The sequence below is a fragment of the Nisaea acidiphila genome (genome assembly GCF_024662015.1).
Taxonomy (GTDB): Bacteria; Pseudomonadota; Alphaproteobacteria; order Thalassobaculales; family Thalassobaculaceae; genus Nisaea; species Nisaea acidiphila.
In genome coordinates this window covers 128,793-141,177 of sequence record NZ_CP102480.1, presented here as the reverse complement: position 1 = coordinate 141,177, position 12,385 = coordinate 128,793, and the positions used below count along the sequence as shown (strand labels likewise).

14 protein-coding genes and 1 tRNA gene are annotated in these 12,385 nt (G+C 61.9%); 10 read left to right on the top strand and 5 right to left on the bottom strand.

All coding sequences use genetic code 11. From position 1 onward, the window contains the following. Window position 1 precedes the first annotated feature (1 nt). Window positions 2-463, bottom strand: a complete 462-nt coding sequence (locus NUH88_RS00680; RefSeq protein WP_257769330.1) for an outer membrane protein assembly factor BamE — start codon at window positions 461-463, stop codon at window positions 2-4. 179 nt (window positions 464-642) lie between these two features. Here NUH88_RS00680 and NUH88_RS00675 point away from each other — a divergent pair, with 179 nt between their 5' ends. From NUH88_RS00675 to NUH88_RS00645, 7 genes are all read left to right on the top strand, one after another. After that, window positions 643-1,182 carry a ubiquinol-cytochrome C chaperone family protein gene (locus tag NUH88_RS00675; RefSeq protein ID WP_257769329.1) on the top strand — a complete coding sequence of 180 codons (540 nt, stop codon included), beginning with the start codon at window positions 643-645 and terminating at the stop codon, window positions 1,180-1,182. A 60-nt stretch (window positions 1,183-1,242) separates the two neighbouring features. Further along, window positions 1,243-1,800, top strand: a complete 558-nt coding sequence (locus NUH88_RS00670; RefSeq protein WP_257769328.1) for a YceD family protein — start codon at window positions 1,243-1,245, stop codon at window positions 1,798-1,800. Window positions 1,801-1,942: 142 nt separating this feature from the next. Continuing rightward, window positions 1,943-3,007: a phosphate acyltransferase PlsX gene (gene plsX / locus NUH88_RS00665; RefSeq protein ID WP_257769327.1), complete on the top strand. Its 1,065-nt coding sequence runs from the start codon at window positions 1,943-1,945 to the stop codon at window positions 3,005-3,007. Continuing rightward, on the top strand, window positions 3,004-3,990 hold the full coding sequence (locus tag NUH88_RS00660) for a beta-ketoacyl-ACP synthase III (protein ID WP_257769326.1): 987 nt from the start codon (window positions 3,004-3,006) through the stop codon (window positions 3,988-3,990). The genes plsX and NUH88_RS00660 overlap by 4 nt, the downstream gene beginning before the upstream one ends. A gap of 245 nt (window positions 3,991-4,235) precedes the next feature. After that, window positions 4,236-4,547: an integration host factor subunit alpha gene (locus NUH88_RS00655; protein WP_193180539.1), complete on the top strand. Its 312-nt coding sequence runs from the start codon at window positions 4,236-4,238 to the stop codon at window positions 4,545-4,547. 20 nt (window positions 4,548-4,567) lie between these two features. After that, a complete protein-coding gene (locus NUH88_RS00650) occupies window positions 4,568-5,089 on the top strand; it encodes a MerR family transcriptional regulator (RefSeq protein WP_257769325.1) in 522 nt (173 codons plus the stop codon). A gap of 93 nt (window positions 5,090-5,182) precedes the next feature. After that, window positions 5,183-5,259 (top strand) — tRNA-Pro (locus NUH88_RS00645). A gap of 28 nt (window positions 5,260-5,287) precedes the next feature. On the opposite strand, the gene NUH88_RS00640 is transcribed toward NUH88_RS00645, so the two are convergent. Continuing rightward, complete coding sequence (locus NUH88_RS00640; RefSeq protein ID WP_257769323.1) at window positions 5,288-5,776, bottom strand: hypothetical protein; 489 nt, start codon at window positions 5,774-5,776, stop codon at window positions 5,288-5,290. 44 nt (window positions 5,777-5,820) lie between these two features. Then, a complete protein-coding gene (locus NUH88_RS00635) occupies window positions 5,821-6,090 on the bottom strand; it encodes a hypothetical protein (protein WP_257769321.1) in 270 nt (89 codons plus the stop codon). 148 nt (window positions 6,091-6,238) lie between these two features. On the opposite strand from NUH88_RS00635, the gene NUH88_RS00630 reads away from it, so the two are divergent. Further along, on the top strand, window positions 6,239-7,444 hold the full coding sequence (locus tag NUH88_RS00630) for an MFS transporter (protein ID WP_257769319.1): 1,206 nt from the start codon (window positions 6,239-6,241) through the stop codon (window positions 7,442-7,444). Between the two features lie 72 nt (window positions 7,445-7,516). Here the strand turns inward: NUH88_RS00630 and trpE are convergent, their stop codons facing one another. Then, window positions 7,517-9,025, bottom strand: a complete 1,509-nt coding sequence (gene trpE / locus NUH88_RS00625) for an anthranilate synthase component I (protein ID WP_257769317.1) — start codon at window positions 9,023-9,025, stop codon at window positions 7,517-7,519. Further along, window positions 9,025-10,944 carry a SurA N-terminal domain-containing protein gene (locus NUH88_RS00620; protein ID WP_257769316.1) on the bottom strand — a complete coding sequence of 640 codons (1,920 nt, stop codon included), beginning with the start codon at window positions 10,942-10,944 and terminating at the stop codon, window positions 9,025-9,027. The genes trpE and NUH88_RS00620 overlap by 1 nt, the downstream gene beginning before the upstream one ends. A gap of 176 nt (window positions 10,945-11,120) precedes the next feature. On the opposite strand from NUH88_RS00620, the gene tpiA reads away from it, so the two are divergent. Both tpiA and secG read left to right on the top strand, forming a co-directional pair. After that, window positions 11,121-11,864: a triose-phosphate isomerase gene (tpiA, locus tag NUH88_RS00615; RefSeq protein ID WP_257769315.1), complete on the top strand. Its 744-nt coding sequence runs from the start codon at window positions 11,121-11,123 to the stop codon at window positions 11,862-11,864. 123 nt (window positions 11,865-11,987) lie between these two features. Then, a complete protein-coding gene (gene secG, locus NUH88_RS00610; protein WP_257769313.1) occupies window positions 11,988-12,305 on the top strand; it encodes a preprotein translocase subunit SecG in 318 nt (105 codons plus the stop codon). The last annotated feature ends 80 nt before the right edge of the window (window positions 12,306-12,385 follow it).

Below are 12,385 nucleotides of genomic sequence, written 5' to 3'. Positions count from 1 at the left end.
GTCAATTGCCGAGAGGCGAGTTTTCCTGATTGAAGCGGCCGATATTGCCGAAGAGCTGTTGCAGGAAGGAGATCTTCTGGCCTGCGGTCTCGGTCTTTCGATTGACGAACTCGATCCGCTTTCCGTCTTCCTGATTGAGTCGGCCGATGCTGTCGACGATGCCATCGCCGTCGAAGGCGATGTAGATCACCCGCTGTTCGATCACGTCTTCAGCAAAAAAGGCGGTCTGCTCGGTCCGGTTCGCGATGTACATCCAGGTTTCCTGGCCGAATTCGCTCTCCGTCGAGGGCGAGCCGAGGAGGGCGAGAACGCGTCCCTTATCGCTTTGTCCCGGCTCGATCGCGGCGAGGCTGTCGATATCCACCATGTTTCCATGTGTGGCGACCCGCGGCGAACAGGCGCCGAGGCCGATGACTATCAAGGCCAAAGCAAATCCGTTATTCCGGAACCGATTGCGGCTCACTCGCTGTCTCCGTGACGTCGTGTGCGTATCTCAAAGCCGCCGCAGCCCGAAGGCAGGCAGTCTGGCGCCAATTTGGTCACCGACCGGCGCGAGGTCAACAATCCTCTTGCGGCCCGTTGACGGCGGACCAGCGCAACGCCATTTTGCGCTCCACCGGAACCGGATACGGATAGAGACGGGTGTTTAGCAGATTTTTCAGACGGAGCGCATCGGCGGACGCGGCGGCCAAGGCCTACGATTCAATTGTCGAACAGTCTCGTCATCCGGATTTCTACACCCGCTACGGCGTTGCCGATACGCTTGATGGGCGCTTCGACCTGCTCGTACTCCACACATCGCTCGTCCTGATCCGGCTGAAGGGAGAGGAGGGCGAATCGGAGGCGTTCGCACAGGCCCTTTTCGACACTCTCTTCACGGATATGGATCAGTCTCTGCGGGAAATCGGCGTCAGCGATATGTCCATCGGCAAGAAGGTGAAGCAGATGGGACGGGCCTTCTATGGCCGTCTCGAGGCCTACGAGGCGGGACTGTCGGTCGCCGAGAACGAGGGGACCGCGGTGCTCTCGGATGCCCTGGCGCGCAACCTGTTCCGGAGCGGCGAAGAGGCGGCTGCGGATGTGGGAGAGATGGCGAGCTATACGTTGCGCCAGGCAGCCCATCTGGCGGCGCAGGACAGCGTTTCGATCGCGCACGGCCAGCTTACTTTCGCGGCACCGTGAGAGCCGGCAGGACGGTTGCCGCTTGAGGGGGCGATTGTCTGCGCATATTGTGCGCGTCCCATGGAAAACACCGCCAAGATAGAGCTTTCGCGCCCGGTCCGAATCAAGGACCTGAAGAAACGGAAAACGCATTTCGACATAGAGGCGACACCAGAGGAATGCCGTGCCCTAGCCGAGCGGTTCGGGTTGCCGGGCATTGCACGGATATCTGCTGCGGCGTCGGTCGAAAGGTTGGCGAAGGATAAAGCCGTTCGGATAGAAGGCACGATCTCGGCAGGACTGACATATCTCTCTGTCGTATCTCTCGAACCGTTTGAGGCGGAGCTCAACGCGCCTTTCAGCGAGGTTTTGACCGGTGATTTGAGCGAGGCGGGCCTGCCGGAGGTCGATTTGCCGCCGGACGATGAGAATATGGGGGTGATCGAGGACGGCGGGTTTGACCTCGGGGAGGTCGTATCCCAGAATTTGGCCCTGCTCCTCGAAGAACATCCACGGGCACCCGAAGAAGACGAAGCGCCTGACGGCGTCGTATGGTCCGACGGCGACGCAGAAGAAGAGAAAGAGAACCCGTTTTCGATTCTGGCAGACATGCGCGATCGACTGCGAAAAGGGGACTAAAAATATTGAATTTTTGTGAACCTTTGCCTATGACCCTCGTGCAATTCCCTTCCGCAATTCTCTGTCTCTGGAAGGCCAACAATCGAGAGGTTTCGAAACGCGCCGGTGTGGCCGCGTCTTCAGCCCGGATGATGTCGAATATATGGTAGACGGTCCTACACTGGCCCTGGACGCTATGGGCGGCGATCACGCGCCCGGTATCGTGGTGCGTGGCGCAGACATCGCTCTTGCGCGGATGCCCGACCTCAAGCTGATTCTGGTCGGCGACGAGGCGCAGCTGCGTCCGCTCATCGAAAATACCAAGCGGCTCGCCAACAGCGACTTCAAGCTGATTCACACGGACAAGGCGGTTGGGGCCTCTGAGAAGCCGTCCGTGGCGCTCCGCTCCGGACGCAACTCAAGCATGCGCCTCGCTATTAATCAGGTCGCGGACGGGGAGGCCGACGGCGTCGTCTCGGCCGGCAATACGGGCGCCCTGATGGCAATGTCGAAATTCGTGCTGCGTATGTGTCCCGGGATCGAGCGCCCGGCGATCGCTAGCTTCTTCCCGACCCGGCGCGGCGAGACCTGCATGCTGGATCTCGGCGCCAATGTGGACTGTGACTCCGAGAACCTGGTGCAGTTCGCGCTAATGGGTGAGATCTTCTCGCGCATGGTGCTCGGCCTCAGCCGGCCTAAGGTCGGCCTGCTCAACGTGGGCAGCGAGGAGCAGAAAGGCAGCGACGCTGTGCGCGGCGCGGCCGCCGTGCTGCGGGAAACGGAATCCGAGAATTTCGAGTATGTCGGTTTTGTCGAGGGTGACGATATCACCGCCGGAACGGTCGACGTGATCGTCACGGACGGTTTCTCCGGCAACATCGCTCTCAAGACCGCCGAGGGCACCTCGCGGATGATCACGCAGTTCCTGCGTGACGCCTTCAAATCCTCCTGGGCCGCCCGGCTCGGCTATCTGCTTTGCCGCGGCGCTCTCGAACAGATGCGCAAGCGTCTCGATCCCCGGCGCTATAATGGCGCCGTCTTCCTCGGCCTCAACGGCATCAGCGTAAAAAGCCATGGCGGAACCGACGCGCTCGGGTTCGCCAATGCTGTTTGCGTGGCTGCCGATATGTGCCGGTACGGGTTCCTCGAAAAAGTCAAAGAAGAGATCGCGCTCTACGGCGATAGCAGCGGCGCGAACCTCACACGCCAGACATCGGTAGCTTCATGACCCTCAAAAAATCTCTGCTGGTCGGCTGCGGCTCTTACCTGCCGCAGCGGATCGTCACGAATGACGAATTGGCAAAGAAAGTCGATACGTCCGACGAGTGGATTTCGAAGCGCACCGGCATCCGCCAGCGCCATGTCGCGGCGGAAGGCGAGATGACCTCCGACCTGGCCGTAGAGGCGGCGAGAAGGGCTCTCGACAATGCCGGTATGGAGATTGGGGATATCGATCTGATCGTGGTCGCGACCACGACGCCGGACGATACCTTTCCCTCGACCGCGACCAAAGTCCAGGCAAAGCTGGCCATGGAGCATGGCGCCGCGTTCGATATTCAGGCTGTCTGTGCGGGGTTCATCTACGCGCTGGCGACGGCTGACAACTTCATTCGGGCGGGGCAGGCACGCGCGGCTCTTGTGATCGGCGCCGAGACATTCAGCCGGATCCTCGACTGGGAAGACCGCTCGACCTGCGTGCTGTTCGGCGATGGAGCCGGGGCCGTCGTGCTGCGGGCGGCTCGTGCCGACGAGAATGTGGACGATTTCGGCGTGCTTTCGACGCACCTGCATTCCGATGGCAGGCATCGCGACATCCTCTATGTCGATGGTGGGCCGTCCTCCACGAAGACCGTCGGTCATGTCCGGATGGCGGGACAGGAGGTCTTCCGGCACGCGGTCTCCAAGCTTTCCGGTGTTATCGATGAGGCCCTGGACGCCAACGGGCTTACTTCCTCCGCCATTGACTGGCTCATTCCGCACCAGGCAAATGCCCGCATTATCAAAAGCATGGCTCAAAAAATGAAACTGCCGGACGATAAGGTGGTCTCGACCATCGACCGGCATGCAAATACGTCGGCCGCCTCGGTGCCGCTCGCATTGTCAGAGGCGATGGCGGACGGGCGCGTGAAAAACGGTGACCTGGTTCTGTTCGAAGCGATCGGCGGCGGGCTTGTTTGGGGCGCCGGACTGGTGCGAATCGGCGCTCCGTAAGGGCGGCGGCGCACGCGCCTTTTTTCTGCCGTAATTGTGCACGGGAACACGGCATTCGAAATCGGAAACTTTAGCGATTTTAGATGGTTAGCGGGCAAAGCCGTGAAAGCCTATGACACGGGCGATCTTGGCGTCCGGCGGTTCGACATTAGGTCAGAAAATGCTTCCAAATTCCTGTAATAAGTCGATTAATTGACTGTGCCCTTTTTCCACGATACCTTAGGCTCCTAAGGATGGGGGTGGCAATGACTGGTAAGACGGTTACACGGGCGCAATTGAGCGAGGCAGTGTACCAAGAAGTCGGTCTTTCTCGTAATGAGTCCGCCGAATTGGTTGAAGCTGTACTCGAGGAAATCGCGCAATCCTTGTCTCGCGACGAGGTGGTCAAGATCTCTTCATTCGGAAGCTTTCTGGTGCGCCAGAAAGGGGAACGGATCGGTCGCAATCCAAAGACCGGGGAAGAGGTTCCGATTTTGCCGCGTAAAGTGCTGGTCTTCAGGCCTTCCCATGTCCTCAAGAATCGGATCAACGAAGGGCTTGGCGGCGACGCCGGGTGAGTACGGAGGCATGACGCCTAATGGCTATGCAAACCGACCATCAGAGCACCGGAGCGCGTAGGAACGGAAAGTCGGCCTCCGCCTTCCGTACGATCAGCGAAGTCGCAGACGATCTGGAAGTCCCGCCGCACGTTCTCCGCTTCTGGGAAACGAAATTCTCGCAGGTTCGCCCGCTCAAACGCGGCGGCGGACGGCGTTATTATCGTCCGGAAGATGTCGCACTCCTGCGCCGTATCCGCACATTGCTCTATCAGGATGGATATACCATCAAGGGCGTGCAGAAACTTCTGAAGGACGGCGGCGCGCGGGCCGCGCTCCGTCATGACGGGGGTGGCGAGTACGACCCGGAAATTCCGGGGCCGAACAACGCGGTCAAGGCGGACGATGCCCAGCCCGGACTGCCGTTCGGTTCGGACGGATCGTCGGAAAGCCCGGACGGTAACGGCCATGACGGTCTCGCGGCCGATGCCATCGAGGAAGTCCGGACTGCACTCGGTGAGCTCGAATCCCTGAAGAAGGCTCTGGACCGCGTCCGGCGCTGAGCCTTTGAACCATCAACAACCTGATTGTCTGCAAGCGCTCGAAGGCGCTTGCGTCTCGTCTGATGACGGGCTAGAGAGACCGTCTCAGTCGGTCGGAGCGTAGCGCAGCCTGGTAGCGCACTTCACTGGGGGTGAAGGGGTCGTGGGTTCGAATCCCGCCGCTCCGACCATTGATTTTTCTGAAAAATTGCCATGGACTCAAGGCCAGGTGACCTTCGCCGGCACCATCCCGACGCGCTTGAAATAGGCGCCGAAACTGGTGTCCGGACCGACCAGGCCGTGGATCAGGCGGGCGATCTGCATGCGCCGCTCCTGGACCTTGTAGGGTGCGCCCTCGGTGTTCATCGGCTGCGGCAGGATGCAGCGCCAGCTGTCGACCGCGATCAGAATGTCTCGATAGACCAGAGATCCGTTGAACAGGAAATCCAGGATGACCGCGTCCCCGCGTTTGTTCGCGAGCTTCTCGAGCCAAGGCTCGGCATAGTTCCGGTCTGTCACCAGGCCCCAGGCCATGGAAATCCGGATATCCGGCGTATAGTTCATGAGCACATTGTGCTCCTGCAGCTCGAAATCCGAGCCGGGGGTGCGCGACGGGACGATCCGGTGCATGAAGGTTGGCACGTTGGACGTGCGCCAGTCGTCGGCTTTGCTGTCGATGATGACGCTCAGATACTCTTCAAGGGTCATTCACGGATCCCTGCGCGGTGCCTTGCCAAAATGTTGGCGGGTCGTCAGTCCGGTTTCGCGCCATCGACCGCAGCACGGCCACGCTCGGTGAGCTTGCAGACCAGCCAGTTCGGCTTCAGCGGGTTTTCGAACCAGGGTTCCGCCCAGCCATGATCGAGGCAGGACTGCACCATCCGGTCGTTCACGCGCTGTCCCTGATCGTTGAAAAGAGGGAGCTTGCCGCCGGGCTCGTCCAGTCCGCGGCGCAGCCAGGCGGTCTGCATTTTCGTCGGGCGCTTCGACGTCTTTGCTGCTGGCGCAGATGCTTTGGACATCCTGTCTGTTCCGGAGCCGCCCGAGTGAAGAGAACTGCATAAGGCATGGTAATGGCGCGCCGGAATGAGTCAAATGCACAAAGAAGAGTTGTGGCCATTCACTTCGGCTGCGACGATCCTGTCATCCCATTCTGACGGAAATCCGGCCATGAATCCTTTGTCAGATCGCCTGTCGCTCGGTTTTTCGAGCATCGGGCATTTTTATTCGCATTTCTTCATGCTGCTGTACCCCACAGCCGTGATCGCGCTCGAATCCGTGTTCTCGGCGCCGTATCACGAGCTCATCGGCCTGATGTTCCTCGGCAACCTGATGTTCGGCCTCTGCGCCATTCCGGCGGGCTATCTGGGCGACCGCTGGAGCGCGACCGGGATGATGGTCGTGTTCTTCCTCGGGACCGGCGCGATGTCGATCCTCACCGGCTTCGCGAAGTCCCTCTTCGAGATCGCGGCCGGGCTTACGGCGATCGGATTTTTTGCCGCGATCTACCATCCGGTCGGCATCGCCTGGGTGGTGCGCCATGTCGCGAACAGGGGGAAGGCGCTCGGCATCAACGGCGTCTTCGGCAGTCTCGGCGTCGGTTCGGCGCCCCTGATCGCTGCGCTCCTGGCCGATTTCGGATCCTGGCGCCTGGCCTTCATCCTGCCGGGTATCGTCTGCGTCGCCACAGGTTTCCTTTTAATGCTGGGGGTCTGGAAGGGCTGGATCGAGAAGGACACGGTGAAGAAAGCGCCGCCGCCGGCGGAGAGCAGCCGTAAGGATATGCAGCGCGGCGCGCTCGCCCTTGCCGTGACGGTCTGCTGCTCCGGCCTGATCTACCAGGCGACGTCCTTCGCGCTGCCGAAACTGTTCGAGAACCGTCTCGGAGACGGGGATGCGCTGTTCGGGATCGGCCTGCTGGTCTCGGCGATCTATTTCTGCTCCGGCGGGGCGCAGATCGCCGGCGGCTGGCTGGCGGATCGCTTCAACAAGAAGCGGGTCTATGTCACCGCCTGGTTGATCCAGATTCCGTTCCTGCTCATTGTGGCTTCGGTCGAGAGCTGGCTGCTGTTCCCGCTCGCTATCGTGATGGTGCTTTCCAATACGATCGCGGTGCCGACGGAGAATGCGCTCTTCGCACGCTTCACCCCGCCGGCCTGGCGCGGGACGGCCTTCGGTGTGAAGTTCCTGCTGACTCTTGGCGTCTCGGCCGGTGCGGTGCCGCTGCTGGCCTGGGTCTATAGCGCGACCGGCGATTTCACCTGGCTGTTTCTGATCCTGGGAGGTCTCGCCGTGACGGCGCTCGCGGCCGCGACGCTGCTCCCGGGAGGCGAGGGTGATCCCTCGCCAGAGCTCGCGGCAGAGCCGGCCGAATAAAATTTACGTGACATCGAGAATGTCGCGTAATTTATTGTTTCACGGGTAATTTTTCTGTTTCACGAAGGGGCGTCAGCCGCCGCGTGAGGAGAATTTCACAGCTTCTTCCGCAGCCCGGAAGAGCGCTCGCGCCTTGTTGACGGACTCCTGGTATTCGCCTTCGGGATCGCTGTCCGCGACCACGCCGCCACCGGCCTGGACGTACATCGTCCCGTCCTTCACCACGGCGGTGCGCAGAGCGATACAGGTATCCATCGAGCCGTTGGCGCTGAAATAGCCGACCGCGCCCGCATAGACGCCGCGGCGCGACTTTTCCAGTTCGTCGATGATCTCCATCGCCCGGACTTTCGGAGCGCCGGAAACGGTGCCTGCAGGGAATCCGCCCCAGAGTGCGTCCACCGCGTCAAGATCGTCGCGCAGCTTGCCGTCGACATGGGACGCGATATGCATGACGTGCGAGTAGTACTCGATCACGAACTGCTCGATCACCTTCACGGTGCCGACCTTGGCCACGCGACCGACATCGTTCCGCCCGAGATCGAGCAGCATCAGGTGCTCGGCCCGTTCCTTCGGATCGGACAGCAGGTCCTCTGCAAGCGCTTTGTCTTCTTCCGCATTGGCACCGCGCTTGCGCGTTCCCGCCAGCGGACGGAGCGTGACGTCGCCGTCACGGACGCGGACCAGGATTTCCGGGCTGGAGCCGACGATCGAGAACTCGCCAAAATCGAAATAGAACAGGAAGGGGGAGGGGTTCAGGCGACGCAGCGAGCGGTAGAGCGCAAGCGGCGGCAACTTGAAAGGAACCGAGAAGCGCTGGGAGGGCACGACCTGGAAGGCGTCGCCGGCGGCGATATAGTCTTTCGCCTTCTCCACCATCTGGTGGAACTCCTCACGTGTCGTATTGGAGCTGGGCTCCGGCAGCTTCGACGGCTCTCCGACGCCCTGACGGGTCAGCGGCAGGTTGCGGTCGAAATCCTGCAGCACGTCGGAGAGCAGGGCACGGGCCGCATCGTAGGCCGCGTCTGCCGACATGCCGGGATCCGGCCGAACCGGGGTGACGATTGTCACGATGTCCTCGAGCCGGTCGAAAATGCAGATCACGGTCGGACGCAGGAAGAGGCCGTCGGGAATCTGGAGATCGTCCGGATTGTCATCCGGGATCTTCTCCGCCAGCCGGACCGCGTCGTATCCCATATAGCCGAAGAGACCGGACGCCATTGGCGGCAGCCCGTCCGGCAACTCGATTTCGGATTCCGCAAGCAGCTTGCGGAAGGAGGTGAGGGGATCTTCGGGGCAGGGTGTGAAAGCATGCGGGTCGATCCGCGCCTGCCGGTTGATCTCCGCCGTTTCCTTTTTGAAGCGCCAGATCACGTCCGGACGCAGACCGATAATCGAAAAGCGACCGCGCACACTGCCGCCCTCGACGGATTCGAGCAGGAAGGCATTGGCCTTGCGCTCGGCCAGTTTCATCATCGCGGAGACCGGCGTCTCCAGATCCGCGACCAGCGTGGTCCAGACGACCTGAGCCTTCCCGTCGGCATAGGTGGCTGCAAACGGGGCGCGTTCGGGAGAGACCTGCATCAGAACAGTCCGCCGCTCTGCTGCGGGGCCGGGCCGCCGACGTCTCCGTTGATCACGGCAAGGGGCAGGCCCGCATCGATCGTCACGTTGTGGCTTTCCCGCAGCGCCGCGATCAGCAGCGCGACGGCATCCGCGGCCATCCCAGACTGGATCTGACGCGCGAGCGGTTCGATAACGTCGCCGGCGGCGGCTGGATCGGCCTCGTTGATGGCCGTCAGCTCCGCGATATGGATCTGGCTCAGATCCTCCGACATCCCGATATCGCTGATCTTGAGATCGAACGCGATCTCGGCCACGTCGGCCGGAAGTCCGTCCGGCAGGCCGTCCCCTGTGCGGGTGAAGGGGGCAAGTGTCTGCACCTCAAGCCCGGCAGCTTCCGCCGCGGCTTCGAGACCGCCGGAAGCCGCTTGCTGTACGAGGGCCTGGGCCCGCTTCAGGTTCGCGTCGGCACGGCGTTCCGCCACGAGATCGGCGGTCACCCGCTCCTCAACCTCGTCCAGTGGGCGAATGGCGGCTTTGGTAATGCCGTCGACACGGAGGATGAAATATCCGCCGCCCTGGGTTTCCTCGAGCTGGCTCTGCTCTTGGGCCGGGGTCTGAAACAATGTGGTCCGGAAACGCGCGTCAGCTGCAATACCTTCCGCCGTGCCGCCATCCTTGCCGAGCCCCTGCCGGTCGATGTCTGTTATCGCCTGGACCGGAACCTCGGCGACCTTGGCCGCTTCCTCGATCGTGTCTCCGGCAGCGAGCGAATCTTCGATCTGGTTGGCGATTTCGAAGATCTTGTCGAGCGCCTCGTTATGGGCGACTTCGCGTTTGACCTGATCCTTCACCTCGTCGAACGGCTTGGTGCTCTCAGGGACGATTTCGGTCACGCGGAAGATATGCCAGCCGAGATCGCTCTCTACCGGGGCCGTCGGGGTGTTGAGTTCGGCGGTAAAGATGGCATCCGCAAGCGCGGTACCATCCAGGTCCGCTCGGGTGACGCTGCCTAGCGAAAGGGCGTCCGGCGACATCTCGGCAATTTCCCCGGCGACCTGTTCGAAGCTCCGGCCCTCGCCGAGGGCGGCGGCAGCCTTGTCCGCGGTATCCTTATCGGCCAGGAAGATCTGGTCGACGGTGCGCCGGCCGACGGAACGGAACTCGTCAAGCCGGCTCTCGTAAGCCTCGCGCAGGCGGTCCTCGGGCACCTCGATATCGACGGCGAGCGCATCTGCGGTCAGCGACAGCACGGTCGCGGAACGGTATTCCGGTGCCCTGTAGCGTTCCTTGTTTTCGTTATAGAAGCTGTCGATCTCGCTTTCCGTCGGCGTCGGCGGCGCGGGCAGGGACGAAGCATCGAGGGTAACCAGCTTTGCCGCGCGCTCCTCGTTGCGATAGCGGTAATAGGCGTCGCGCTGTACATCCGGAGCGGAGAACCCAGCTGTTACTGCATTGACGATCTGGTCGCGGCGGATTTCCTCCCGCAACAGATTGAGGAAAGCGCCCTCGCTCAACTGCGCCCGGAACAGTGCTTGGCGGAAGAGGTCGGGATTGAACCGGCCGGTCTGGTCCCGGAAGGCCGGCATTTCCGCGATCTGGCGCTTTATCTGATCGTCGCCTACCGCGAGCCCGAGATCCCCGGCTTCGGCCATGAAAAGCGCACGGTTCGCGAGATCGTTCATGACCTGCTCCAGCAGGCCGAACTGGGCGGCTTCCTGGGCGGTGACTTGCACGCCCATATTCCGGCGTACGCGTTCGAATTCGTCGAGAACCTCGGCAGTCGTGACCTCGACGTCGCCCACTTCAATGGCGGCCTTGCCAGTCGGCGAGCCGAGGAAGATGTCGCCGATGCCCCAGACCGCGAAAGAGGCGATCAGCAGCACAAACAGCGCCTTGACGAAAATCGAGGTGACGCGGGAGCGGATCAGTTGAAGCATATGTTCTGTCGCGGCTTTCTCGTGTTAACGGGCCCCGTCTCGGGGAGGCGCATAATAGAAGCGGCTTCTTCTTCGCTGCAACTCGCAATTCCGAGTGAAATCCGGCCTCCCCACCTCATCCTGCAATGTGCTAAGCCGATCCGCGCTTTAACATCTGCCTCGGGGAAGAAACGAAGATGACACGCCGCGTCCTGATCGCCGGAAATTGGAAGATGAACATGTTGCGCGCCGAAGGGGAGGCGCTGGCATCCGCGCTCGCGAAGGATTTCGCGGTTGGCGCGGGTGCGGACATGCTGGTTTGTCCGCCGGCGACGCTCATCGCCCCGGTTGCCGCGGTTCTAAACGGCGGCGCGATCTCGGTCGGCGGCCAGGACTGTCACATGAACGAAAGCGGGGCGCATACCGGCGATGTCGCGGCGGCAATGATCAAGGATCTTGGCGGATCGCACGTCATCGTCGGTCATTCGGAGCGCCGTGCGGACCATGGCGAAAGTGATGCCACGGTTAAGGCGAAGGCCGAAGCGGCTCTTGCCGCCGGGCTGGTTCCGATCGTCTGCGTCGGTGAAACAGAGGCGGAACGGGATGCTGGCAAGGCGGAAGCCGTTGTCGAGGCACAGATCCGCGGCTCGCTTCCCGCAGGCGCGACGGAGACCGGTGTGGTGATCGCCTATGAGCCTGTCTGGGCGATCGGCACCGGACGCACCCCGACGATTGATGATATCGCGGCCATGCATGCCCATATGCGGAAGGTGGCCGGTTCAATGCTCGGCAGTGCGGGTGCGCTCCTACTCCTCTACGGAGGCTCCGTGAAGCCTGGCAATGCTGCTGAAATTCTCGCTCTGGAAGATGTCGACGGAGCGCTGGTAGGCGGGGCAAGCCTGAAGGCGGAGGATTTCCTCGCAATCGCGGCTGCTGCGTAAGAGGAGGTCTACCATTAATTCGCGCTGGCCAAGTCGCGGCTGGGAAGCTAAAACCCCGCGAGATTCATTCTACCGTCCCGGGCGCGGCCTGACGCCGCGCCGGACGAGAGCCTGGAAAGACAGATGATCGAAGTCCTGCTTGCCATCCACCTGATGATCGCGCTCGCGCTCGTCATTGTCGTTCTGCTGCAGCGGAGCGAGGGCGGCGGACTCGGCATCGGCGGCGGAGGCGGCGGCGGAATGGGCGGCTTCATGTCCGCGCGTGGGACCGCGAATCTGCTGACCCGCAGCACCGCGATTCTGGCGGCGGCATTCTTCGCCACCAGTATCCTGCTCGCGATTCTCGCCGAAACGAACCGGACCGGCTCAATCGCGGACCAGGTTCAGGAAAGCTCCGAGCCGGCCGAACCGGCAGCTCCGCAGCCTCCAGTCTCGCAGTAATTCTCAGGTTTCAGGCGTGCCACGCGCCCCGCTCGAAATCGGGCGGGCGAAGCGGCGTGTTTTGATTAGCTCAGTCACAG